Raw genomic sequence first — 24,331 nt, forward strand, 5'->3', positions numbered from 1 at the left:
CCCTCCCCTAACCCCTCCCGCAAGCGGGAAGGGAATTCGAAGGAAATGCCCATGACCAAGGTTCTCGTGCTCTATTACTCGTCCTACGGCCATATCGAGCAGATGGCGGATGCCGTCGCCGAGGGCGCGCGCGCCGGTGGCGCCGAGGTGGACATCCGCCGCGTCGCCGAAACCGCTCCGCAGGCGGTGATCGAGGCCGCGCACTTCAAGACCGACACCGCGCACGCCGAGATCGAAGGCCCCGCCGCGCTCGAGCAGTATGACGCGATCATCGTCGGTGCACCGACCCGTTTCGGCCGGATGCCTGCACAGATGGCGCAGTTCTGGGACACGACCGGCGGCCAGTGGTTCTCGGGCGCGCTGATCGGCAAGGTCGGCGGTGCGTTCACCTCGACCGCGAGCCAGCATGGCGGCCAGGAAACGACGTTGTTCTCGATCATCACCAACCTGATCCATCACGGCATGACGATCGTCGGGCTCGACTATGGCTTCCAGGCGCAGATGGGCGTCGACACGGTCAAGGGCGGATCGCCCTACGGCGCGACGACGATCTCGGACGGCGACGGCAGCCGCATGCCGAGCAAGGAAGAGCTCGACGGCGCACGCTACCAGGGCAAGCGCATCGCCGAAACCGCGGCCAAGCTGAAGGGCTAAGGCCTGTAGGATTGCCGGGATCGACGCTCCTGCGTCGGTCCCGGTTTTGCGTTGTGATCGGCTGCGCTCAACGACACGCCGAACCAAACCGTCGATCGCGCGCGCGGTCGGCTTACGGGGCGGGGCGCAGGGTGATCCGGGTCAGTTCGGACGGGCGGCCGAGACGAAGGGCGAAGCCTGGCCACAAGGCGGTACCGTTGCTGACATACAGCGTCATGCCCGCAACCTCGTAGCGACCGGACACGAACCCGCCATTGGCCGGCGCAACCAGTCTATCGAGACCCGCGATCATCCCGCCATGCGTGTGACCGGATAGCTGAAGCGCGATTCCCCGGGCGGCAGCGCGGCGCGCATTCTTGGGTTGATGATCGAGCAATATGACGGGTACGGCGGCGGGGGATCCGGCAAGCGCGGCGGATAGGTCTGGTCCGGCCTGACCCACGCCGGGCGCCGACAGGTCGGTGACGCCGGCCAAGACCAGACGCGCGTCGCCTCGTGTCAGCACGGCATGGGCGTTCGGCAGCATGCGGATTCCCAACCCCGCGAGGTGGCGCATCCAGGCCGCGTAATCGAAGAAATACTCATGGTTGCCCGGGATTGCGTAGACTCCGTCGGGGGCATGAAGATCCCGTAGCGGTTCGACATCGTCACGGCGCATCGCGACGGAGCCGTCGATGAAGTCGCCGGTCACGACGATCAGGTCGACTCCCGATGCGTTCGCCCGATCGACCATCTGGCGGGCCCAGCGCTCCGGAAACAACCGGCTGATGTGCAGATCGGTCAGTTGGAGGATACGATACCCGTCGAACTCTGGCGACAGATCGCGGATCGCGACCTCGATGTCGTTGAGCGGCGGCACGCGGATGGCATTGCCGACGCCGATCGCCGCAAGCAGCGCGGCTAGTCCGGCAATGGCAAAGCGTGCGCCATCCGGGACGTCTACCGCCTGCCATCGCACGAGCATCGTCACCAGCGTCCCGAGATCGAGCAGAAGCTGGAAGACGGCCAGCAACACGATCGCGCCGAACGCCCAGTTGAACAGGATGACGACGGTCCGAGGAAACTCGGGCGCGAACACCGATCCGGACGATAGCCGACTCCAGAAATGATATTGCGAGACCGCGAGCAGGAGGACTGCGATACCCCCCTTGGCCCAGAACGGCAGGGCCAAGGGCCAGAGCCATCGCACGACGACGAGTAGGCACGGGGTCGCGAAGATAAGGTGAAAGATCGTCGTTCTCCGTCGAAATACGGTGACGCGAACGCGGGTACGTGCGCCACCCGCGCGGTCTGCAACGCTTGCCTTGCGGGCAAGATGACAGTCGCCAGGATCGCGTCATCCGCCGAAGCATCGGGTCAGAGCAAGCGCTTTTGCCAGCTCGCCACATCCCCTTCGTCGGCTGCGAGGGAGATCGCCTCATCGATATTGCAGTTTCGAGAGCAACGTCGAGCGCTGCACGTGATCGGTACCCCTGACCACCAGCTCAGGCACTTGCGTCGGATCGACCTCTAATCACGTCGAGGAACGCGACCACCGGGTTTCGCCAGAAGGTCGGCACGCTACACCGTGCGGAAAAGGGAAGTGTTGTTGACGCTTGAATCATTGTATCGGGGCATCGGCGTCGTTGCCGGTGTGTCCGCTCTAGCTGCTTGCGTGCCCGCTGGACGCCAGCCCCTGCCGCGTTCGTCGGTGCCGATCACCGTGCAGACGACCGCACCGGCAGCGCGATTGCCGACACGGCGGCCGTCACGGGCTCAGCCATCCGCTGATCTGCTCAACACCATCCAGGCATTGGGAACGGGGTTCAAGGGCGAGGTCGGTATCAGCGTGCGCGATATCGACGAAGGCTGGGTCGTCGCGTGGGACGGCGACCGCCCGCGACCGCAACAAAGCGTGAGCAAGCTATGGGTCGCGATCGCCGTTATGGATGCGGTCGATCGCGGCCGCCTGTCGCTGGCCGATCCGGTAACGGTCACGCGCACCGATCTCACCCTCTTCCACCAGCCGATCCGGGCATTGGTCGGCAAGGACGGCTACAAGGCGACCATCGGAGAACTGCTGCGCGGCGCGATGACGCGCAGCGACAATACGTGCAACGACGTGCTTCTGGGCCGGGTCGGGGGTCCGGTTGCGGTAAACCGGATACTTGCGGCCAAGGGCATTGCCGGCGTCAAGTTCGGCCCCGGCGAGCGGCAGTTGCAGGCACGTACCGTCGGGCTGGAATGGCGGCCCGAATGGGCGGGAGGCTGGGGCTTTCTGAAAGCTCGGGCGGCGATGAGCTACGAAGCACGCGATCGGGCGCTCCGCCGTTATCTCGCCGCGCCGATCGACGGGGCATCGGCCAACGGCATAACGCTGGGCCTGTCCTTGCTGGCGCAGGGCAAGCTGTTGAGCGCACGTTCGACGGCGTCGCTGCTCGCGTTGATGCGGTCGAGCAAGACCGGTCCGCTACGTCTCAAGTCGGGGCTCCGGCCCGGCTGGACGCTCGCGCACAAGACCGGAACCGGGCAGGATCTTGGCAGCCTGTCGACCGGCTACAACGATGTCGGACTGCTCATCGCACCGAACGGCCATCGCTATGCCGTCGCCGTCCTGATCGCCAGTACCCGCCAGCCGATCCCGGTACGGATGCGGCTGATGGGCGACGTGACGCGCGCGATCGTCGCGTCGGAGCGTCGATGACTGCGCGGTCAGCGCTGCTTCTTGGTCGTGGTTGCCGTGAAATCCGGATCCTTGTTCGCGACCCAATCGACAAACTTCCGCACGGCGGGGTCGGCGAGCAAGCCATCGACGTCCATCCCGTGGCGTTGCAGTTCGGAATTGGTGAAATTCGCGGTGAGCGTCTGCTGGCAGATCGGATGCATCGGCACGACATCGCGCCCGCCTCGACTCTTGGGAACCGGGTGATGCCAGACGATGGTCTTGCCTGTGGGGCGGCCGCAGAGCCAGCACGCGACGACCGCTACCGGAGCCTCTTCGGCCTCGTGCAGGTCGTCATACGGTCCATGTTTCGAATGCTTACGCGCCATGCGTCGACTTTCCTGATCAGCACTGCCGGACGGGCAGCGTCATCGGTCCGCTACACCAACACCGGTTCGAACCCGAGCGGGAACGCTCCCGTGCGCCTTACGCGTCTGGGGGGATGCGCCGCGCCCCTTGCGCGACAGGCGCGTGGCAGCGAGCCCCAGCTACGATCCTCTAACGATACCGTAACGCTTTGGCGTTAGCCGGGGTTCAGGGAGAAGCCTGTGCGACTATCGATATCGGCGCGCGTTTCCATAGCCTGCACATCTGTGATCGTCATGGCACTAGCGCTGCTGGCAGTCGGTTTCTCGGTCGGCGACAAGATTCATCGGGCGGATTTGCGCATCACGGTGTTGAGCGATGCGCTGGCTCGGCAGGATCGGCTGGATCAGGCGCAACGAAGGTTGCGTCAGGACGTAGGGCGCCTGACTCGCGACGCAGAGCGGGGCATCGCTGTACGCAACGCGCGCTGGGAGGCGCTCCACAACCGGATTGCGACCTTCAAGCGCCAATCGTCATACGTCGCGCAATTGCCCGACCGCGGACTGGAACCGGGCGCGGTTCCAAGGGAGGACGTGCAGCAAGCCGCCGCCGCTTTTGCTGAGGCGTCCGATCGTCTGATCGAAACGAGCCGTACGACACCGTCCGGCATAAAGGCGGCCATGCCCCGTTTCCTGGGCGCGTTGGCAGCGTTGGAGACGAGCCGCAGTCAAGCACGACAGGCACTGACGTCGGCGATCTGGACGGCGGCGGACAAGAACCGGCGTGAGAGCTTTCGGGACATCATCTCGGTGTTGCTTGGGGGGCTCGTCATCGTCGCGATCATATGCGGCATGAGCATCTGGCTGCGTCGAAGACTGGTATCGCCGATGACTATCATGGCGGCGCGCCTGCGCGAGTTCAAAGTCGGCGAAAGCGATGGCGGCGTACCCGGACTGGATCGGGCCGACGAGCTCGGCGATCTGGCGCGTGGACTGTACGAATACCGCAATGCCGTAGAGAGTCGACGGACCGCCGAGCGTCGTGCCGAGTTTCTGGCCAACCACGATATGTTGACCGGCTTGGCGAACCGCCTTCTGTTCGAGAACCGTCTCGCGCACGAACTGGCGCGCAGCAAGCGGACCGGAGACGTCGTAGCGGTGTTCGCGATCGATCTCGACGCGTTCAAGGCGATCAATGATCGGTTGGGGCATGCGGGCGGTGACCGCGTGCTCAAGCGTACGGCGCAGCTCCTGTCGTCGTGCGTCCGCGGCGATGATCTGGTTGCGCGGATCGGCGGCGACGAATTTGCCGTTATCCAGGTCGCGCGTGCGCAACCTGCGGCCACGGAAGCCCTGATATCGCGTATCTTCAAGATGGCCTCGGCATCGTCGGACGAAGGCGTCGGGATCAGGATGAGCGTCGGAGTAGCGCTTTCGGAACCTGGTCAGACCGGCGACGAGCTTCACGAACTCGCGGACCTCGCGCTGTATCGCGCCAAGGCCGATGGCAGGAATACAGCACGGATCTACAACAAGCATCTGAAGGACGAGGAGAGCCAGCGGGTGCGGCTCGCCAGGGACCTTGAAAGTGCTATTTCGGCGAACGAACTGCGTCTGGTGTTCCAGCCTATCGCCGACACGGCTTCGCTGCGGATCGTCGCGTATGAAGCACTGCTTCGCTGGCGGCATTCCAGCCTGGGCGACATACCACCGGACGTCTTCATACCCATCGCCGAGTCCAGCGGACTTATCGACACCATCGGTTCATGGATGATCGATCAGGCACTCCGCGCCGCATCGACCTGGGACCCCGAAGTGTCGCTGGCGATGAACCTGTCGCCGATACAGTTTCGCTCGGTCGGTCTCGTGACCGAGATGTGGAATGCCGCACTACGTTGGCGCGTCGCGTTCGCCCGGTTGGAACTCGAAGTCACCGAGAGTGCGACGCTTCTCGCTTTCCAACGAGACAGCGTTCTCGCCACGCTTTCGGAGCTGCGAAAGCGTGGTGCCAAGATCGTGCTCGACGACTTTGGAACCGGGCACTCCTCGCTTGGCAATCTCAAGGAATTCGCGTTCGATAAGATCAAGATCGATCGCAGCTTTGTGGCGACCATGCACAGTCACGCGTCCTCGTCCTCGATCGTCAAGGCTACGATCGGGCTCGGCAAAAGCCTGGGCCTCGTCATCGTTGCCGAGGGCGTTGAAACCGAAGAGCAGCTGTCTGTCCTGCGGCAATGGGGTTGCAATCAGGTTCAGGGGTTTCTGATCGGGACGTCGACAGAGCATCCCTATGCGGCCGTCGGCGAAACGGTAGACTAGGTTTTGAATGACGACAGGCGGATGTTCCAGACGATATCTGGTACGTCCGCGGTCGCTCTCGGGTTGCTCGACTTCGGTATGATGGCATAGACGAACGCCAAAAAATAAGCGGAAGAGCCCTTGGAATGTTGTCGAGCGGCGCGTCATGCCGAGGTGCCGAACCGAATACTCGGCAATCCTCGCGCAGGTCAGGAAGTTATCGGCCCAAAACCATCGGGACTGGCGAGTTGTGCCCATATTGCGGGGCGTGCGCGTCGTCGCCGTACCGTCTTATTCGCCCCGCTTACCAGTGCCGGGCAGTGTCGGCGCCTCGTTCCCGTCCGTCATGACGATCGGCAGGATGGTGCCGTCGGTGGCATAGCGAACACGGTCGATGGCAACCTGGCGCTCCCCACTCAACGGTCCCGGACCAGCCAGCGCATCCCAACGGTGATAGATGATGAGCCACGCGCCGTTGCGGGTGCGGACGAAGCTGTGATGGCCCGGCCCCTGATGCGACGCGTCGCTCTTCAGGATCGCCCCGCGGTAGCGCCACGGACCGATCGGGGAGCGGGCCGTTGCGTAATGGACCGAGTAATCGGGGTGGTTCCAGCGGCCGTGACTATACGAGAGGTAATAGACACCGTTGCGCTCATGCATGAACGCGCCCTCGGTGAAATTGGGCGGTTGGTCGATCGGGACTTCCCGCGCCAGACTGACCATGTCTCGACCGAGTTCCCAGACACGCAGCTTCGCTCCGGCGCTGCCGCCGGCGTAGAGATAAGCCTTGCCGGACCGTGGGTCGACGAATGCCATCGGGTCGATCGCCTCAAACTGGCCGTTCGCCTGGCGCCCGCCGGTGACAAGAGGGCCGCCGCTGTCCCGGTATGGGCCCTGCGGCGCATCCGCGACGGCAACGCCGATCCGGCTCGGCGTCGGGTTCTGTGGCCCGACCGAATAATAGAGATACCATTTGCCGCCCCGCGTCGCGACGCCGGGTGCCCACAGGAAATGCGCCTTTGCGCCGTCGTCGCCGATCCAGTTGATTTGATCGCGGCGGAGGATTTCGCCCCGGCTGGTCCAGGTATCGAGATCACGCGACGAAAAAGCACCGAACCGGTCCGCCGCCCAACTCCCGCCCGGACCGCCGGTCGGGAAGATCCACATCTCGCCGTCGATCATCACCGCGTGCGGGTCGGCGCCCTGAAAGACGGGGTTGCGCGCGGTACTTACCGCTGTAACCAGTGCGATACCGATCGCGCCTGCGATCCAGCGGCCCCAACGCCGCGTCATTGCCCTGGCTGCCCATAGTCGAGCACGAACACCGGTCCGAGGTCGAGCACCTGCTTGGCGACATCGAGGTGCAATGCAGCGTTGAGCTGGCGCGGGCCATAGTCGTGATCTGCGACGCCTTTCACCTGATACATCTTCCACTCCGGAGTCACCTCGAACGACTTGTCGAAGATCGCCCGAACGAGCGGTGTTGCCTCCAACTGCACCCGGCCGATCTTGCCGGGCGCGCCGTTTTCGGTTTCTTCCGCGCGCGCCCAGAACGCGACGACGATCTGATCGCCTTTCCGGATCGCTTTCAGGACCGGGGTGGTCACGCCGACCCGCCAGAAATCCGCATGGCCCTTCAACGGCACGCGCAAGGCCTTGCCGAACTGCACGCCCTTGTCGGCGCGCACGGTCGGCGGAAGACGCAACCCGTACGCATTGAGGGCCTCCACCCGAGGATCGTTGACCAGCCGATCAGCCATGCTCGGCGTGTCCGCCGCCAGAATTGGCGTGGCCGACAGCAGGGTCAACCCAAGCGTCGCGAAGAAAGCAATCCGCACGATAGTATCTCCCCCAAACAACTGTGGTGTTCAGAACCGAAACCGGACGCCGAGCGAATAGGTGCGCTCGAGATAGAAGATCTGGCGTGCGAACTGATCACCGGCGTCATCGAACTGGCGATAGCGTCGGATCGGATTGCCCAGCACGTTGACGACGTCGAACGCCAGCGTGACGCTCGGAACCGGCGTGACCGTTGCAGACAGATCGAGTTGCCCGCGCGCCTTCTCGATCACCCCGCCTGTGCGTTGAGCGCCGTTGACGTCGACATCGAGCGGCTCCTGGCTGTAATATTGCACGAAGTCCGAGCGGAAATTATACGCGACCCGCGCCGAGAAGAACGGCCGTTCGTACAGCCCGACCAGATTGTACGTCCATTTCGATACGCCGTTGAAGCGCTGCTGCTGGCCGGCGACGTTGGGGGACGTCGCGAGCGTCGATGCCAGATCGCCCTTTGAATCGACATAGGTGCCGTTGGCCTGCAGGCCGAAGCCCTTCGCCCAATCGGGCAGGCCGTCGATGTCGAGGAAGCTCGTAAAGCCGACTTCGACGCCCTGGAACCGCGTTGCGCCGGTGTTTTCGGGCTGAGTGAAGCGCACGCGGCCATAGGTAGGGTCGGTGGTGAAGACGGTCGTGTTCGAGATGAAGCCCTGTGCATCACGGCGGAAGATCGCGCCGGTCAGCGAACCGGTCCGCGAGAAATACCATTCGAGGCTCGCGTCGTAGTTGTTCGACGTCAGCGGCGACAGGTTCGGATTGCCCGCCGTGATATTGCGCGCGTTGCTGTTGGGATCGTTCGGGTTCGGCGGATTGTTCGGATCGATCGTCGGCGGTGATCCGACGGTCAGCGCCGGATTGAGATCGAAGAAGTTCGGTCTGGTCCGCGTCTGCGTGTAGGCGAGCCGCAATTGCAGTTCATCGGTGGCTGCGACCCGCGCGCTGACGTTCGGCAGGTAATCGGTATATTCGTTCTTCGCGGTAATCGGCGTGATGACGAAGTTCCCGGGCGTCTGTTCGTCGCGCAGGAAGCCGCTGATCTGGTTCTTCGTGCGGATCGCGCGCAAACCGACGACGCCGTCGACGACGACGCTGCCGATGTCGAAGCCGTACTTGACCTGCGCATACGCGGCCAAGGCCTTTTCGTTCGCGCGGAAATTCTCCGACGGATTGAACTCCGGTCGTCCTGCCGGCGCACCGTAGAAGCTCCGCAAGGCGACGAGATTATCGCGGATGCTGCTTGAGGGGATCGCGGTGAACGTGTGGATCGGCAGCGTGTTGTTATAGCCGAACCCAGCGAGCGTGCTCTCGGTGGTGACCGGCAGCGCGGTGATCGGAATCTGAGCGGGCAGATTGAAGATATAGGGTGCGCCGCGATCACGGTTGGCGTCGCGATCATTGTAGCGGACGCCGAACTGCAGGCGTTTCAGCAGGCCGTCGCCGATGTCGTACTGGACGTCGAAGCGCGACTGGATGTCCTTGCCGCCGACCTTGGTAAATTCCTGGAAGAAGCCGCGGCTGAGGTAATTGGCCGGATCGGTCAGGTTGAAGGAGCCCAGGTCGAAGCTTGGGCCACCGTCTGTTCCCGGCGACTCGAACACGACGTTGCGGACCGGCGAACTGCGGAACGTGTAGTCGATGTTGACCGCGTCGAACGTGTAGGTGCTGTTGGTGTAGGCGATGTCGCCCGAGATCTGGAGCTTGTCGTGTTTCCAGATCGCGCCACCGCCGGCCTGATACGTATTGGTCGTCCCGTTGGCCGACCCGTAATAGCCATCAGGTGCATTGGCACCCGAAATGGTCGCGCTTTGCGCGACGTTCGGGTTGCCGGCGCGCGTGGTCAGGTTGTTCAACTGGAAATCGGCGCCGCCGAAGTTTGGCACGAACATGAACCGGTTGGAGTCGCGCCCACGATAGCCCTGGTAGAGACCGTCGGCATAGATTTCGAGTTCCGGCGTCGGCTTCCACTGGAACGCGGCGTTGGCGGACGGGCGCCAGCGACGGCCATAGCTGAGGAAGAGCGATTGCGCGTCGGGATAGCGAACCCCGCCGGTCGTGCCGGGGGCATTCACGGCATTGGTGGTGGCGACGACCAGCGATTGCTCGCGCGTCGAATCCAGGAAATTGATGCCGACATAGGATGCGTTGACGAGCAGGCCCATCTCGCCGATCCCGGTGTTCCAGCGGTCGCTGACGAGCAGATTGCCGTTCCACGACATCTTGCCCGACTGTTGCCAGTTCACCCCGTTCAGCGATCCCGACAGTTCGAAGCCGTTGAAGTCGAAGGGGCGGCGGCCGCGGACGTTGACCTGGCCGCCGATGCCGCCCTCGATCAGGTTGGCGGTGCCAGATTTGTAAACTTCGAGCGCCGCGACCGTGCCGGCGGGGAAATCCTGGATCTGGACGAAGCGCCCCTCGGCAGTGAAAATTTCGCGGCCGTTATAGGTGGTGCTGAGATCGGGCAGGCCGCGCACCGTGACGCCTGCCGACTCGCCGCCACCGCGCGTCACCTGCACGCCTGATACGCGGGCGAGTGCGGACGACGCGAACGTATCGGGGAGCTTACCAATGTCCTCGGCGACGATCGCATCGACGATGCCGTCGGAATTGCGCTTGATCGCCTGCGCCGACTGGAGGCTACGACGAAGGCCGGTGACGACGATCTCGCCGTCGCCCTCGGTCGGGCTTTCCTGGAGCGACGGTTGTGGTGCGGCGGGGTTGGCGTTCTGGTCCGACGCCGTTGTCGGCTTGGGCAGATCCTGCCCTCCGGCCTGCGTTTTGTTCGGTGTGGCTCCAGAAATTTGTGCGGTTGCTGGCGTCACGGTAGCCAGCGCCACGGTAGCCAGCGCAATGCCGGCCGCGGATGCGCAAAGGCGTGCTTTCGCGTTCATGTGTCACTCCCCTAGGTGTCGATGGTTTTCCATGCGACTTGCCGTCACGCTAAGACGATCGACCGACGTAATCAATTGTTTTGTAGGACAAGAGTAGCAGATCCGTCACAGGGTCTTGTTGACTGGAGGCGTTGGCCGCTAGGATCGCGGCGGATGCGGAAACAGCATCGCGGTAGCTGCGTATCGTTGCCCTAGCGAGCGGCGAAACCGTTAAACAGGAGAGGAACGTCAATGAGCGATGGCAATTTGGCGCGGACGCGCGCGTGGACGAAACAAGGACCGGGGGTCGCAAGGACCGTGATCGCTCGAAAGCCGCTGTGCCTCGCCTTGCTTGCCGCGGCAGTGTTGGCCGCCAGCCCGGCCGAGGCCCGCGGGCGCTGGACGGAGACGCAGGCGAAGATCTGGTACGCCGCGCAACCTTGGTTAGTCGGAGCGAATTACGCACCTGCCACCGCGATCAACCAGCTTGAAATGTGGCAGGCGACGACCTGGGATCCCAAGCGGATCGATTACGAACTGGGTCTGGCGCAGGGCATCGGCATGAATACGATGCGCGTGTTTCTCCACGACCAGCTCTGGCAGCAGGATCCGGAAGGCTTCAAGCAGCGGATCGACGCATTCCTGACGATGGCCAAGGCGCACAAGATCAAGCCGTTGTTCGTGCTGTTCGACAGTTGCTGGGATCCCGATCCGAAACTCGGGCCACAGCATCCGCCGATTCCGGGCGTACATAATTCCGGCTGGGTGCAGGGACCGGGGTTGCCGGGTCTGCGCGATCGTACGCGGTATCTAGGCTACAAGGCGTATGTGCAGGGCGTGATCGGCGCGTTTGCGAAGGACGACCGGATCCTCGGCTGGGACGTCTGGAACGAGCCCGACAATGGTGCCGATCAATATAAGGGGCAGGAGGGCAAGGAGCCGCTGGTCCGCGCGCTGCTGGCGCAAGTATTCAACTGGGCACGCGATGCCGATCCGTCACAGCCGCTGACCTCTGGGGTGTGGACCGGCGACGACTGGACGCCGGGCGGCAAGACGTCGCCGATGGAAAAGCTCCAGCTCACGCAATCGGACGTCGTGACGTTCCACGACTATAGCTGGCCCGAGACGTTCGAACGGCGGATCAAGCAGCTGCTTGCCTATAATCGCCCCGTGATCTGCACGGAGTATATGGCGCGTGGCAACGGCTCGACGTTCGACGGATCGCTGCCGATCGGCAAGCGCTACAATGTCGGGATGATCAACTGGGGGTTCGTCGATGGGAAGACGCAGACGCGGCTACCCTGGGACAGCTGGCAGAAGCCGTACGTGCTGGCCGAGCCGACGATCTGGTTTCACGAAGTCTTCCGGAACGACGGTACGCCGTATCGGCAGGCTGAAACCGACCTCATCCGGCGGCTGAGCATGGCACCGAAGGGGATCGTGCCTGCAGAATCGTCCGCGACGTCCGCGGTAGGTCGCCGACGCTAAACCGATATGCGGCATCGCCTTCGCAAAGGGAGGCGATGCTGCCCGCATGCTCAGTTTCGGCGCTGCGCGTGATGCTCCAGTCATCGTTCGCCTGCCATCACCGCCACCTGAACTCGAACGTTTCGCGTCAACTGTGCACAAGCTCGATGTTCCGATGATCGCCGATAATTTCGAGGACGATCTCGAAATATGTCTGTCCGGTGCCGCGGTCGAGAGCGTCCAGCTGGCGGCCGATCACTTCGGCGTTGAACTGGGCCGGCTGCTGCAACTTTCTCGTCAGGAACGCCCGGGTCGCCTCGACCCCGAGCGTCGACCTGCTTGCTGCGATGTCATGCCACACGATACGGACCGACTCCCGCCCCTTGATCGCGCCATAACCGCCATAGAGCAGGTCGTTCAGCGCATCGAGGCTTTCGCCCAATCGCCAGTCCTCTTCTGCCATGAAGACGCGGTTGATCTCGGCATAGAAGCTCGGGATGTCACGGATATTCCGGCCGACGATGTTCAGCGTTTTCATTCGATCAGCCCCAGGACGGTTCGCTTTGCATTGTTATAGGGAATAAAGGACGAGTTCGGGATCGGACGGCCCAACCTGGTCGAGGGATGCGGTGACGGGCCCGTATAGATGAGCGGTTCCGGCGGGATACTGGATACCGTGCGTGTGTCTCAGCCAAGCGGTTTCAGCTCACCGGTTATAGCAAGCAGTGCGCGCAGACCTGTGGGCACCTGTCGTCGTCCGGAATAGTAGAGGTAGAAGCCTGGTCCTGTCGTCGCCCAGTCGGTTAGCACAAGACGAAGGCTGCCGTCGGCGACATGTTTGGCAAACAACGCCTCGAGACCGAACGTCAGACCCGCGCCGTTCAGTGCCATCGCCAAGGTCGATCGACTATCGTCCGCGGTCATTGCACTTTTGATCGGCACATCGAAGTCGCCGTCCGGCCCCTCGAACTCCCAGCGGTAGATACTGTCGTCACCAAGCCGAACCCCGAGGCAGCGGTGGTGTTTCAGTTCGTCCGGGTGCGTTGGCGTGCCATTTTCGTCCAGATAACCGGGGGATGCTGCGACCACCCATCGGAGGTCGGCGGAAAGACGCTGTGCGATCATGTCCTCGGGGACGGTGCCACCGTAGCGCACGCCCGCGTCGAACCCTTCGCCGACGACATCGACAATACGGTTGCTGGAGACGAGATCGACTTCGATATCGGGGTGGCGGCGAGATAATTCGGCAAGCGCCGGGCCGAGCACGAGTGTTACCGCATCGACGACGGCGTTGATGCGGATCTTGCCCCCGGGATTGGCGCGAAGCTGATCGAGGTTGTCGAGGGCGGAGCCTATGTTGGCAAACGACCCGGAGACCGATTTCTCAAGCGCCGTTCCAGCCGACGTCAACGTCACGGAGCGGTTGGTCCGATTGATCAGTCGGACGCCAGTACGCTCTTCGAAACTTTTGAGCGCATGGCTGACCGCGGAAGCGGATACGCCGAGCTCCAATCCGGCCAGGCGGAAATTACGGTGGCGGGCGATTGCCAGAAAATAGGCCAGGTCCGTCAGGTTGGTACGAGTAACGCGCATATCCGATGCTGAACCAGATTCATCATCGCATCAACCAGTTCCCCAGTAACCTGCTTGGCTACTGTGCGTTTAATGATCCTGACCGGCGCTACCAGCGCACATGCGGAGGATTGCCGATGGCCAGTGAGACTTTTCACCTGTCGCGGAGGGAGATGCTGATGAGTAGCGCGACAACTGCCGCAGTATCCTCCATCGTGAGCGAAACGGCGGAAGCCGCGGAGGTTGTTGACGTCGCGCCGACGTACAAGGTCGCCCTGAAGGTGAACGGCACGTCTCGGGCATTGACCCTCGACCCGCGCACGACCTTGCTCGATGCACTTCGCGAACATCTGCTTCTGACCGGTACCAAGAAAGGCTGTGATCACGGGCAGTGCGGGGCCTGCACGGTTATCGTCAACGGCGAGCGGATCAACGCCTGCCTCAGCCTCGCAGTCCAGCATGACGGTGATGCCGTGACCACGATCGAAGGCCTCGGCACGCCCGAGCGCCTGCATCCGATGCAGGCCGCCTTCGTGAAGCATGACGGGTACCAATGCGGTTACTGCACGCCGGGCCAGATCTGTTCTGCGATATCCGTGCTGGAGGAGATCAGGCGTGGCATACCCAGCCATGCGCAAGCCGATCTGATGGCAGCGCCGCAGGCGACCGGTGCCGAAATGCGCGAACGGATGAGCGGCAACATCTGCCGCTGCGGTGCCTATTCAAACATCGCCGAGGCGATGGCCGATGTCGCAGGAGCGCGCACATGAGAAGCTTCACATATGAGCGGGCCATGACGTCTGCCGAGGCGGCTGGAATGGTCGCGAGCAATCCAGGTGCGCGGTTTCTCGCAGGCGGTACCAACCTGCTCGATCTGATGAAGCTCGAGATCGAGACGCCGACGCATCTGGTCGACGTGCAGGACTTGAAGCTCGACCGGATCGAACCGACCGACGCCGATGGGTTGCGTATCGGGGCGTTTGTCAGCAACACCGCGTTGGCGAGCGACGCGCGGGTGCGGCGCGACTATGGCGTACTCAGCCGCGCCATCGTCGCAGGGGCATCAGGCCAGTTGCGGAACAAGGCGACGACCGCGGGCAACCTGCTCCAGCGGACGCGCTGCCCGTATTTCTACGACACCAACCAGCCCTGCAATAAGCGCAAGCCCGGGTCGGGGTGCGCGGCGATCGGTGGCTATTCGCGCCAACTCGCGGTCATCGGATCGAGTGACGCCTGTATCGCAACCTATCCCGGCGACATGGCCGTTGCGATGCGCGTGCTCGATGCCACCGTCGAGACGGTGAGGGCGGATGGCACGACGAGATCCATCCCGATCGGCAGCTTCCATACGCTGCCGGGCAATACGCCCGAGCGCGATAACGTGCTCGACCACGGCGAGCTCATCACCGCGGTCACGTTGCCGCGTCCGGTCGGGGGTACGCACGTCTACCGCAAGGTGCGTGACCGTGCATCCTACGCGTTCGCACTCGTATCGGTCGCCGCCATCGTACAACGCGACGGCAGCGGACGCGCAGCGTTCGGTGGTGTCGCGCATCGGCCGTGGCGCGTCGAAGCCGCGGAGGCGGCGATGCCACATGGCGCGAGCGCGATGTCTAAAGCGGTCTTCGCCGGCGCGCGGCCGACCGACGACAATGCATTCAAGATCCCACTCGCCACGCGCACCCTCGCGGCGGTGCTCGCAGAGGTGAAGCCATGATCTTCGATACACCAGCAGGCGCCAATCCGACCGACCAAATGAAGGTTCTCGGCAAGCCACTCGATCGCTACGAGGGGCATCTGAAGACGACCGGCACGGCGACCTATGCCTATGAATGGCACGACGTCGCGCCCGGTTTTGCGTACGGCTACATTCTCGGCGCCGCGATCGCCAAGGGCAGCATCACGACGATCGATACGCGCGACGCCGAGCGCGCGCCCGGCGTGGTCGGGGTCGTCACATATCTGAATGCCGGCAAGCCAGGGGTCGGCAAATTCTACGTCCAGAAGATGCTCGCCGCGCCGGAGGTCGACCATTATCATCAGCCGGTAGCCGTCGTCGTTGCAGAGACCTTCGAACAGGCTCGCGCAGCGGCGGCACTGGTGCGGGTCGCCTATCAGCGGGCGGCGGGGCGGTTCGATCTGGCCGCGCAGAACGCCACTGCCCCGGTTCCGCCTGAGGGCGAGTTTGGCGGCCCCAACGAGAAGCAGCTTGGCGACTTCGCCAAGGCGTTCGCCGCGGCGGCGTTCAAGGTCGACGAGACTTACACGGTGCCCGACCAAGCGCATGCGATGATGGAGCCGCATGCCTCGATCGCAAAGTGGGACGGCGACCGCGTGACGTGCTGGACGTCGATCCAGCAGATGAACTGGGGAACGCGCGACCTCGGGCTGATCCTGGGTATCCCCAAGCAGAACGTCCACCTGATCTCGCCCTACATCGGTGGCGGCTTCGGCGGTAAGGGGACCGTGCAGATCGATCTGGCGCTGGCGGCGATCGCGGCGCGCGTAGTCAAGCGTCCGGTGAAGATCGCGCTGCAGCGGCCGATCATGTTCAACACCACGATTCACCGGCCCAGGACGATCCAGCGTGTCCGGCTGGGGGCGGGCCATGACGGCCGGTTGACCGCGATCGGGCACGACAGCCTGTCGGGCAACCTTGTCGGTGGGCGGACCGAGCCGACCGTCACCTCGACGCGGACGCTATATGCGGGCGCGAACCGGCTGACGCGGATGCGGCTGGCCACGCTCGACCTGGCCGAGGGCAACGCGATGCGCGCGCCGGGCGAGGCGCCGGGGCTGATGGCGCTGGAGGTCGCGATGGACGAACTCGCGGAAAAGCTGAAGATGGATCCGATCGAGTTGCGCGTCGTGAACGATACACAGGTCGATCCTGAAAATCCCGACAAGCCCTTCTCGACTCGTGCCTTTGTCCGCTGCCTGCGGGAGGGCGCGGAACGCTTCGGCTGGGACAAGCGTCAGAGCAAGCCCGGTGCGGTTCGTGAAGGGCATTGGCTGATCGGTATCGGAATGGCCGGAGCGATCCGTGGCGGCAAGATTGCCAAGGCCGGCGCGCGTGCGCGGCTCGACCGGCACGGCGTCGTGACGATCGAGACCGACATGACGGACATCGGCACCGGCAGCTACACCGTCATCCAGCAGACCGCAGCCGAGATGATGGGCGTCGCGCCCGACCGCATCGTGGTCAAACTCGGCGACTCCACATTTCCCGAAACGCCGGGCTCGGGTGGTCAGCAGGGTGCGCCTTCCGTGACCGCCGGCGTCTATGCGGCGTGCATGAAGCTGCGCGAAACCGTCGCTCAGCGGCTCGGCTTCAACACCGCCGACGTCGACTTTGCCGATGGGCAGGTGCGCAGCGGCAACCGTTCGGTGAAGCTCGCCGACGCGGCCAGGGATGGCGAGATCGTGGTCGAGGACCGGATGGAGTTCGCCAAGCTCGCCGATCAGTTCCAGCAGCAGACCTTCGGGGCGCATTTCGTCGAGGTCGCGGTCGACGCCTATACCGGCGAGGTCCGGGTGCGGCGCATGCTCGCGGTCTGCGCCGCAGGACGCATCCTCAATGCCAAGACTGCGCGTAGCCAAGTGATCGGCGGGATGGTCATGGGAGTCGGTGCCGCGCTGATGGAGGACATGGTGATCGACAAGCGCTTCGGGTTCTTCGTGAACCACGATCTCGCCGGCTACGAGGTACCGGTGCACGCCGACATTCCGCATCTCGATGCCTTTTTCATCGACGAGGTCGATCCGACGATCTCGCCGGTAAAGGCCAAGGGCGTCGGCGAACTGGGCTTGACCGGGGTCGCGCCGGCAATCGCCAACGCTATCTACAACGCCACCGGCGTGCGCGTGCGCGAATATCCGATCACGCTGGAGAAGCATCTCGACGCGCTGCCGGCGCTGACGTGATCGGCCAATTAATGCCAATCCGTGCAGCATCCCTGCTGCAGTTCGGCACGCTTCTCGCGCTGATGTTGCTCGTCAGCGCTGCTCAAGCCCAAAAAGGAATTTCCGACATGACCATCGCACGCAAAACAGACATGAAAACCGTCGACGGACCGGACGAGTATTTCACCGGCAAGGTCACGATCACCGGTCAGTTCCAGCGCGACGAACCGTCTCGCATCTCCGGTGCTATCGTCCACTTCGAGCCCGGCGCCCGGACCGCCTGGCACACGCACCCCGCCGGCCAGACGCTTATCGTCACCGAGGGGGTAGGCTGGACGCAACTCGCCGATGGCCCGAAGCTGGAGTTCAACGCGGGCGACATTCTGTGGTGCCCCGCCGAGCACAAGCACTGGCACGGCGCGACGCCGCACCAAGGCATGACCCATGTCGCCATCCAGGAGTCGGTCGACGGCTCGCCGGTAACCTGGATGGAGAAGGTCACGGACGAGGAGTATCTGGCGCCGCTCGGTACAGAGTGATCGCGTACCGCACGTTGATCTGACCGCGCGGCATCGCCGTGGCGTGCCGTCGCCGCCGGACTGATCGACACCCGTCCACCCGCTTGAAACCAAGAGGCCCTCTCATGCCCAATATCCATCGTTTCTCCGACAAGGTCGCGTTCGTCACCGGCGCGGCCAGCGGCATCGGTCGTGCGACGGCTGTCGCCTTCGCCACCGAGGGGGCTCGCGTCGCAATCCTCGATCTTACCGAGGAGGCGCTTTTAGAGACCGCCGATGCCGTGAGGAACGCGGGCGCACAGGTCTTGGTCATGGCCTGCGACGTGTCGAAGCCGGAGCAGGTCGCGGCGGCGATCGGACGGGTGGTCGAGACGTTCGGCCGGCTCGACATCGCCTTCAACAATGCTGGAGTCGAGAACAAGGCGGCGCCTGTTGCCGAGATCGAACTCGCCGAGTGGGACCGCATCATCGACATCAATCTGCGTGGCACGTTCCTCTGCATGAAACACGAGCTGGCGCAGATGGTACGGCAAGGCAGCGGTGTGATCATCAACACGTCGTCGGGGGCCGGTGTCCGAGGCGTCGCGGGTGGTGCTTCCTACGCAGCCTCCAAGCACGCCATCATCGGCCTGACGAAATCTGCTGCTCTCGACTATGCCAAGCAGAATATCCGCGTGAACGCGATCCTGCCGGGCAATATCGAAACGCCGATGATGGATCGTTTCACTGGCGGCGACATCCAGAAGGCTATCGATCTTGAACCGGTTGGTCGTCTGGGTAAGCCAGAGGAGATCGCCGACGCAGTGCTCTGGATGAGTGCGGACCTTGGTGGATTTGTCACGGGCGCAGCAATCTCCGTAGATGGCGGCTGGTCGCTTTGACTATGCGAGGAGGGTCTGTGCGAACACCTCCAAAGCCGACAGCTACGTACCGGACGGTTCGCGTAACGACGACCGCACCATGCTGATCGGCAACGTCAGCTACACACTTGCAGCGATAGAGGGCGTTAAGCGCAGCGTCATCGTTTCCTGATGGCTAGTCCGGATGGCTATCGACAATCCATAACTTCGATACGCGTCTAGCTCGGGCGGCGCTAACGGCGCTCATGACGACATTTAAACGACGTCACTAAGCAGCCGACTATGATGACAAAGCGTCCGGGTTTGGTGAGGCCGCAACGTCGACCTGCCGCAGTGTCCGCGCCGCTGGACATCGCGTCAGCGACCTCGCACAACGCCGGCGTGCAACGTGCTACGTCAACGAACGACCGTTTACCGGCACCGCGCCTGTCGCTTTACGGACTTGCCGCTGCGGGCGGTGTCGTCGGCTATGCCCCGTTGCTGACGTTGTTGCTGCCGATGCGGCTGGAGAGGTTTTCGGAGGCGGCCCGCTATGACGTCCTTGCCGCCTGTGGCATCACCGGCGCGGTCGCCGCCGGACTAGCGAACATCGCGTTCGGATGGCTCGGAGACTGGTTGGTCGCACGAGGCCGTGGAAGGCGCGGCTTGCTGCTGGCGGGCGTGATCGCAACAATGGTTTCCTTCGCTATCTTCCATGCCGCGCGCGGTGCGTTGGAGATCGTCGCGGCGATCATAATATTTCAAATTGCGGTGAATATCGTGGTGGCCCAGGTGGGCGCGATCATTTCCGACGAGGTCCCGTCTGATCAGAAAGGAACCGCCGCAGCGTTACTGACGCTGGGCAATCCGCTGGCGGCGGGAGCGACAGCGCTCATCGTCGCTGCCGCAACGACCGAGGAATGGTGCTTGGCCATCGTCGCGATGGTGATGGCGGGCTGTATCCTCCCGCTGCTTGTCGTAGCGCCCCCCGACATCGTGCGCGTAGAAACAGCGACGAGAGGCCGAACGGCGATGCGCCGCCGCCTGGCAATAACCTGGACGGCGCGATTGCTCATGCAGGTCGCGAGCAGCGGTGTCGGCCTCTATCTCTTCTTCTACTTGAAAGACCTGCATGGCGGGCGGAGCGGGATGGCGGTGTCGGTAGCCCGCCTGCTGTTCGTCGGCACGCTTGTTCCAGTTCCGATCGCCATCGTGCTCGGCCGCTGGTCGGATGAGGTAGGGCAGCGCAAGCCGTTCCTGGCCGGTACGGCGTTACTCGCGACGTTAGGTCTGGTCAGCATGGCGCTGGTGCAATCGTGGACGATGGGCGCGATCGCCTATGTCGCCTTCGCGACCGGCGTGGCCGTCTTCATCGCGCTCAATACCGGGCACGCGATGCTGCTGCTGCCTGCTGGCGGAAAACGAGGACGGGACCTCGGCATTCTCAACCTTGCCAATACCATTCCCCAGATCGTTGCACCGATACTGGCCTGGGGCGTTCGACCCGCTCATGGCTTCGCCGCGGCGCTAGCGATCATGGCCGCCATCACCCTGTTGTCGGGCGTGCTGCCGCTGCTGGTCGGCGATGGTGATGGTGAGTGCGAACGACCGAGGTCCTGACTGGTTCAGGATTGTATCCGCGGCATGCAGGTGGATCGTACGATGAGTTCGAACGGCAATTCACGGCAGATCACGCCTTCGGTCGTGGCAGCCCCGGTCCTGCGATCTATCAGCATGTCGATCGCGGCTGCCCCCATTTCGAAATTCGGCTGATGGATGGTCGTCATCTGCGGCCACGCCATGCGCGCGATCTCCGCATCGTCGAACCCGACGATCGATACCGATCGCGGCACGGCAATCTGGTTGCGCATCGCCGCGACCAGCACCCCCAGCGCCATTTCATCGTTGCTCGCAAAGACCGCGGTCGGATGCGGATCGACGCCGAACAGGACGTCGGCAGCCTCCAGGCCCGAACGGAACTTGAAATCACCCTGGATCACACGCCGAGGATCGGGCGTCAGACCGACCGCCGTCATGGCATCCTGGAAGCCAAGCCAGCGCCGCTCGGTCGCGCTGTGCTGAGGATTGCCGAGCACGAACGCGATGTCGCGATGGCCCAGCGACAGCAGATGTTCGGTCATCTTACGTGCCGCGGCCCGATCGTCCATCCGCACCTGCGGCGTCCGATCGAGATCTGACCCGGGGGCAATCCGGACCACCGGCACGTCATGCCGTTCGAACGCCTCGATCAAGTCGGTGCGATCACAGATCGGCGACGTCAGGATCGCGCCGTCCAGTCGCAAACCCAGCAGCGTGTCGTCCAGCCGCTCCTGCCAGTCCGAGCGGTCGAAGGTGACGGGTTCGATAACCAGATGGCGGCCACGCGCCCGCGCCCGTTCCAGGGCGCCACGCTGAATGCTGGACGCATAGCTGGAGGCGGGATCGTCGAAAAACAGGCCGATCAGGAACGAACGCGAACTCGACAGCCCGCGGGCGAAGACGTTGGGTCGATAGTTCATCTCGGCAACGACGCGCGTCACGATCTCGCGGATCTCGGCGCGGACATGCGCCTCGCCGTTGATGACGCGCGACACCGTCTTCGGCGAAACACCTGCACGACGCGCGACGTCCGTAATCGTGATTGCCTTCAATCGCTGTGTCCCATCGCGAGTACGGTCAGTCGCTCGGCCGCCAACCGGGCGATATCTATCCCATCGTCTGGCCCTTGTATCGTCAGTACTGCGCCTGGCGGAAGTGGACGAGGACCTCGGTAAGCTACCATATCGAACCACGTTTATTTTTTAGCTCAGGGGCTTAGGCAGACGGATCCGTCACTGACATCGGTTGACATCGATGTCGGAAATTCTGATCACGCGGTCAAGAAGACTAACCGGAGAGGGGGAAGTTCAGGAAGACCGGGTCCGGTCGTCATGAACGATGGCGTCCGTCTCCGGCGTTGCATCGTCTCGTGGCGCCCCGCTGCGCAGGCCGTTCCGCAGGAGTACCGATCATGTCGTTAAAGCTCGTTCTCGCCATCTCTCTGCTCGGCGGGACCGCTCCGGCTGCGCTGTCCGCGCGCGAACCCGCTCGCCAGATCGCGCGCTCTGTCGCTGCGGCACCTTGGCGCAATACGCGCCTGCCGGCCGCCGAACGCGCGCGTGCGCTCGTCTCGGCCATGACCCGGGCGGAAAAGCTGCGATACGTCCACGGCCTTTTCCCGCCGATGACCAAGGAACGCCATGCCGACATGATCCCCTCGGCGGGCTATGTGCCGGGGGTCCCGCGGCTTGGCATCCCGACGCTACGGGAAAGCGATGCGAGCCTTGGCGTGGCCAATCAGGTCGAGCAACGCAAAGGGGACACCGCCACCGCTTTGCCCGCGAGCCTGGCGACGGCGGCAAGCTTCGATCCGGCGATCGCGTTTGCCGGAGGCGCGATGATCGGTGCTGAGGCACGGGCGAAGACGTTCAACGTGCTGCTTGCGGGCGGGGTCAATTTGACGCGTGACGCCTGGAATGGGCGTAACTTCGAGTATCTGGGGGAAGATCCGCTGCTGGCCGGCCTGATGGCAGCCGAGTCCATCCGTGGCGTGCAGACGAACAACATCGTGTCGACGGTAAAGCACTTCGCGCTCAATTCGCAGGAGACCGGTCGCACGATACTCGATGCGCGCATCGACGAGAAGGCGCTGCGGGAGAGCGACCTGCTCGCGTTCAAGATTGCGATCGACGGTGGCAAGCCGGGATCGGTGATGTGCGCCTACAACAAGATCGGCGGTGACTGGGCTTGCGAGAACCGCTTTCTTCTCACCGACGTGCTGCGAAGCGAATGGCGCTATCCCGGTTTCGTGATGAGCGATTGGGGCGCCGTCCATACCACGGAAAAGGCGGCCCTCGCCGGACTCGACCAGGAATCGGGGCAGGAACTCGACAAGGCGATCTATTTCGGCGGGCCGCTCGCCGATGCGGTCACTTCCGGCCGCGTGCCCGCGCGGCGTCTGGATGAGATGGTCGAGCGCATTCTGACCGGTGTCATCTCCAGCGGTCTCTATGACCACCCGACACCGACCGCGATGCAACCGATCGACTTCGCCGCACATGCCGAAGTCGCACAGCGCGCCGCGGAAGCCGGTATCGTGCTGCTCAAGAACGAACGCAATGTGCTGCCGTTCGCCAAGACCGCCAAGCGCATCGTTCTGATCGGCGGGCATGCCGATGTCGGCGTCCTGTCGGGCGGCGGGTCGAGCCAGGTGCGGTCCGTTGGCGGCGTCCCGATCGAAATTCCGCTAAAGGACGGCGCCGCAGCGTCGTTCGCGCGGATCACCTATCACAGTTCCGCACCGCTACGAGCGATCCGTGCTGCTGCGCCAAATGCCGACGTGCGCTTCGTCGACGGCAGCGACCCCATCGCGGCGGCCGCCGCCGCGCGCGATGCAGACGTCGCGATCATATTCGCGACGCATTGGCAGACCGAGGCGCAGGACTCGTCGGTGTCGCTGCCCGACGGTCAGGACGCGCTGATCTCCGCGGTCGCCAAGGCCAATCCGAAAAGCGTGGTGGTCTTGGAGACGGGCGGGCCGGTGCTGATGCCGTGGGCCGCGGACGTCGCCGGCATCGTACAGGCCTGGTACCCAGGCCAACGCGGCGGCGAGGCGATCGCGCGCGTGGTGTTCGGGGATGTCGATGCCTCCGGCCGCCTTCCGATCAGCTTCCCGCGCACGATCGAGCAACTGCCCCGACCCAAGCCGGTGCTGCCGGCGGGCACGACGTCCCTGTCGGACGCCGCCAGCAACGCAGGCAGTGGTGACGCTGTCGCGCCACCCTATCCGGTACCGTACGGTGAAGGTGCGAATGTCGGCTACCGCTGGTATGCGGCACGAGGCGACCGCCCCCTGTTTCCGTTCGGCTACGGCCTAAGCTACACGCGGTTCCGCTTCGGGGACATCCGTTTCATCGGGGGTGCACGACCGGGCGCGAGCGTCACGGTGACCAATACGGGGACGCGGCCGGGAGTCGCGGTACCGCAACTCTACGCGACCGGGCCAGACGGCACACCGCTGCGCCTAGCCGCCTTCCGCCGCGTGACGCTGGCGCCTGGCGAGACAACGCGGATCTCGCTGGCCGCCGATCCACGCGTTCTCGCCCGTTGGGCCGCGGGGCAGGGCTGGGCGGTGGCGGCAGGCCGTTACCACTTGGCAATAGCAACCGACGCAACGCGCGAAGTGGCAAGCGACGACGTAACGGTGGCAGGTGTGTCCTTGGCGACACACTGAGTGCGCAACCGTGGTAAGGTGCGTTGACATCGATGTCGGCTGCGATACGAAGCGCTTCGTCAGATAAATGTACTACGACCAGGGCAGCCGCCAAGAAGA

The 24,331-nt window shown here is 63.8% G+C and carries 19 protein-coding genes; 11 read left to right on the forward strand and 8 right to left on the reverse strand.

What is annotated here, in order from left to right:
* The first annotated feature begins 51 nt into the window (after positions 1-51).
* Complete coding sequence (wrbA, locus tag O6W96_RS15500) at positions 52-654, forward strand: NAD(P)H:quinone oxidoreductase (protein ID WP_120301025.1); 603 nt, start codon at positions 52-54, stop codon at positions 652-654.
* 112 nt (positions 655-766) lie between these two features.
* Here the strand turns inward: wrbA and O6W96_RS15505 are convergent, their stop codons facing one another.
* Entirely contained in the window at positions 767-1,825 is a 1,059-nt protein-coding gene (locus O6W96_RS15505; protein WP_353470399.1) for a metallophosphoesterase, read from the reverse strand.
* A gap of 483 nt (positions 1,826-2,308) precedes the next feature.
* Here O6W96_RS15505 and O6W96_RS15510 point away from each other — a divergent pair, with 483 nt between their 5' ends.
* Positions 2,309-3,337: a serine hydrolase gene (locus O6W96_RS15510; RefSeq protein WP_353470400.1), complete on the forward strand. Its 1,029-nt coding sequence runs from the start codon at positions 2,309-2,311 to the stop codon at positions 3,335-3,337.
* 8 nt (positions 3,338-3,345) lie between these two features.
* On the opposite strand, the gene O6W96_RS15515 is transcribed toward O6W96_RS15510, so the two are convergent.
* A complete protein-coding gene (locus O6W96_RS15515; RefSeq protein ID WP_353470401.1) occupies positions 3,346-3,684 on the reverse strand; it encodes a hypothetical protein in 339 nt (112 codons plus the stop codon).
* A 273-nt stretch (positions 3,685-3,957) separates the two neighbouring features.
* Between O6W96_RS15515 and O6W96_RS15520 the strand changes: the two genes are divergently transcribed.
* Entirely contained in the window at positions 3,958-5,979 is a 2,022-nt protein-coding gene (locus tag O6W96_RS15520; RefSeq protein ID WP_353470402.1) for a putative bifunctional diguanylate cyclase/phosphodiesterase, read from the forward strand.
* Positions 5,980-6,249: 270 nt separating this feature from the next.
* On the opposite strand, the gene O6W96_RS15525 is transcribed toward O6W96_RS15520, so the two are convergent.
* Genes O6W96_RS15525 through O6W96_RS15535 form a run of 3 tightly spaced genes read right to left on the reverse strand, consistent with a single transcriptional unit; the run spans position 6,250 to position 10,682 of the window.
* Positions 6,250-7,251, reverse strand: a complete 1,002-nt coding sequence (locus O6W96_RS15525; protein WP_353470403.1) for a family 43 glycosylhydrolase — start codon at positions 7,249-7,251, stop codon at positions 6,250-6,252.
* Entirely contained in the window at positions 7,248-7,796 is a 549-nt protein-coding gene (locus tag O6W96_RS15530) for a hypothetical protein (RefSeq protein ID WP_353470404.1), read from the reverse strand. The genes O6W96_RS15525 and O6W96_RS15530 overlap by 4 nt, the downstream gene beginning before the upstream one ends.
* Before the next feature lie 30 nt (positions 7,797-7,826).
* Entirely contained in the window at positions 7,827-10,682 is a 2,856-nt protein-coding gene (locus O6W96_RS15535; protein ID WP_353470405.1) for a TonB-dependent receptor, read from the reverse strand.
* Positions 10,683-10,913: 231 nt separating this feature from the next.
* On the opposite strand from O6W96_RS15535, the gene O6W96_RS15540 reads away from it, so the two are divergent.
* Positions 10,914-12,149, forward strand: coding sequence for a cellulase family glycosylhydrolase (locus O6W96_RS15540; RefSeq protein ID WP_353470406.1), 1,236 nt, complete (start codon positions 10,914-10,916; stop codon positions 12,147-12,149).
* Positions 12,150-12,276: 127 nt separating this feature from the next.
* Here O6W96_RS15540 and O6W96_RS15545 read toward each other — a convergent pair whose 3' ends face one another.
* Positions 12,277-12,666, reverse strand: a complete 390-nt coding sequence (locus tag O6W96_RS15545; RefSeq protein WP_353470407.1) for a barstar family protein — start codon at positions 12,664-12,666, stop codon at positions 12,277-12,279.
* 149 nt (positions 12,667-12,815) lie between these two features.
* Positions 12,816-13,721 (reverse strand): LysR family transcriptional regulator, encoded by a 906-nt coding sequence (locus O6W96_RS15550; RefSeq protein WP_353470408.1) that lies wholly within the window; start codon positions 13,719-13,721, stop codon positions 12,816-12,818.
* Between the two features lie 116 nt (positions 13,722-13,837).
* On the opposite strand from O6W96_RS15550, the gene paoA reads away from it, so the two are divergent.
* The 6 genes from paoA (at position 13,838) to O6W96_RS15580 (ending at position 20,580) form a co-directional block, all read left to right on the forward strand.
* Positions 13,838-14,470, forward strand: coding sequence for an aldehyde dehydrogenase iron-sulfur subunit PaoA (paoA, locus tag O6W96_RS15555; protein WP_353470579.1), 633 nt, complete (start codon positions 13,838-13,840; stop codon positions 14,468-14,470).
* A complete protein-coding gene (locus O6W96_RS15560; protein WP_353470409.1) occupies positions 14,467-15,417 on the forward strand; it encodes an FAD binding domain-containing protein in 951 nt (316 codons plus the stop codon). Before paoA ends, O6W96_RS15560 begins: the two co-directional genes overlap by 4 nt.
* Positions 15,414-17,624: an aldehyde oxidoreductase molybdenum-binding subunit PaoC gene (paoC, locus tag O6W96_RS15565; RefSeq protein ID WP_353470410.1), complete on the forward strand. Its 2,211-nt coding sequence runs from the start codon at positions 15,414-15,416 to the stop codon at positions 17,622-17,624. Before O6W96_RS15560 ends, paoC begins: the two co-directional genes overlap by 4 nt.
* Positions 17,625-17,635: 11 nt before the next feature.
* Complete coding sequence (locus O6W96_RS15570) at positions 17,636-18,142, forward strand: (R)-mandelonitrile lyase (RefSeq protein ID WP_353470411.1); 507 nt, start codon at positions 17,636-17,638, stop codon at positions 18,140-18,142.
* Positions 18,143-18,246: 104 nt separating this feature from the next.
* Complete coding sequence (locus O6W96_RS15575; RefSeq protein ID WP_353470412.1) at positions 18,247-19,002, forward strand: SDR family NAD(P)-dependent oxidoreductase; 756 nt, start codon at positions 18,247-18,249, stop codon at positions 19,000-19,002.
* A gap of 261 nt (positions 19,003-19,263) precedes the next feature.
* Positions 19,264-20,580, forward strand: a complete 1,317-nt coding sequence (locus O6W96_RS15580; RefSeq protein ID WP_353470413.1) for an MFS transporter — start codon at positions 19,264-19,266, stop codon at positions 20,578-20,580.
* A 5-nt stretch (positions 20,581-20,585) separates the two neighbouring features.
* Here O6W96_RS15580 and O6W96_RS15585 read toward each other — a convergent pair whose 3' ends face one another.
* Complete coding sequence (locus tag O6W96_RS15585) at positions 20,586-21,611, reverse strand: LacI family DNA-binding transcriptional regulator (protein WP_353470414.1); 1,026 nt, start codon at positions 21,609-21,611, stop codon at positions 20,586-20,588.
* Positions 21,612-21,970: 359 nt separating this feature from the next.
* Between O6W96_RS15585 and O6W96_RS15590 the strand changes: the two genes are divergently transcribed.
* Entirely contained in the window at positions 21,971-24,232 is a 2,262-nt protein-coding gene (locus O6W96_RS15590) for a beta-glucosidase family protein (protein ID WP_353470415.1), read from the forward strand.
* Positions 24,233-24,331: the final 99 nt, after the last annotated feature.

Source organism: Sphingomonas faeni (assembly GCF_040407495.1).
Taxonomy (GTDB): domain Bacteria; phylum Pseudomonadota; class Alphaproteobacteria; order Sphingomonadales; family Sphingomonadaceae; genus Sphingomonas; species Sphingomonas faeni_D.

What these genes read in the sequence shown, in the direction of transcription:
- O6W96_RS15590 (WP_353470415.1), top strand. Translation starts at nt 21,971, where the DNA reads ATGTCGTTAAAGCTCGTTCTCGCCATCTCTCTGCTCGGCGGGACCGCT.
- O6W96_RS15535 (WP_353470405.1), bottom strand. Translation starts at nt 10,682, where the DNA reads ATGAACGCGAAAGCACGCCTTTGCGCATCCGCGGCCGGCATTGCGCTG.
- O6W96_RS15575 (WP_353470412.1), top strand. Translation starts at nt 18,247, where the DNA reads ATGCCCAATATCCATCGTTTCTCCGACAAGGTCGCGTTCGTCACCGGC.
- O6W96_RS15545 (WP_353470407.1), bottom strand. Translation starts at nt 12,666, where the DNA reads ATGAAAACGCTGAACATCGTCGGCCGGAATATCCGTGACATCCCGAGC.
- paoC (WP_353470410.1), top strand. Translation starts at nt 15,414, where the DNA reads ATGATCTTCGATACACCAGCAGGCGCCAATCCGACCGACCAAATGAAG.
- O6W96_RS15580 (WP_353470413.1), top strand. Translation starts at nt 19,264, where the DNA reads ATGATGACAAAGCGTCCGGGTTTGGTGAGGCCGCAACGTCGACCTGCC.
- wrbA (WP_120301025.1), top strand. Translation starts at nt 52, where the DNA reads ATGACCAAGGTTCTCGTGCTCTATTACTCGTCCTACGGCCATATCGAG.
- O6W96_RS15515 (WP_353470401.1), bottom strand. Translation starts at nt 3,684, where the DNA reads ATGGCGCGTAAGCATTCGAAACATGGACCGTATGACGACCTGCACGAG.
- O6W96_RS15550 (WP_353470408.1), bottom strand. Translation starts at nt 13,721, where the DNA reads ATGCGCGTTACTCGTACCAACCTGACGGACCTGGCCTATTTTCTGGCA.
- O6W96_RS15570 (WP_353470411.1), top strand. Translation starts at nt 17,636, where the DNA reads ATGCCAATCCGTGCAGCATCCCTGCTGCAGTTCGGCACGCTTCTCGCG.
- O6W96_RS15560 (WP_353470409.1), top strand. Translation starts at nt 14,467, where the DNA reads ATGAGAAGCTTCACATATGAGCGGGCCATGACGTCTGCCGAGGCGGCT.
- O6W96_RS15540 (WP_353470406.1), top strand. Translation starts at nt 10,914, where the DNA reads ATGAGCGATGGCAATTTGGCGCGGACGCGCGCGTGGACGAAACAAGGA.
- O6W96_RS15525 (WP_353470403.1), bottom strand. Translation starts at nt 7,251, where the DNA reads ATGACGCGGCGTTGGGGCCGCTGGATCGCAGGCGCGATCGGTATCGCA.
- O6W96_RS15520 (WP_353470402.1), top strand. Translation starts at nt 3,958, where the DNA reads ATGGCACTAGCGCTGCTGGCAGTCGGTTTCTCGGTCGGCGACAAGATT.
- paoA (WP_353470579.1), top strand. Translation starts at nt 13,838, where the DNA reads ATGGCCAGTGAGACTTTTCACCTGTCGCGGAGGGAGATGCTGATGAGT.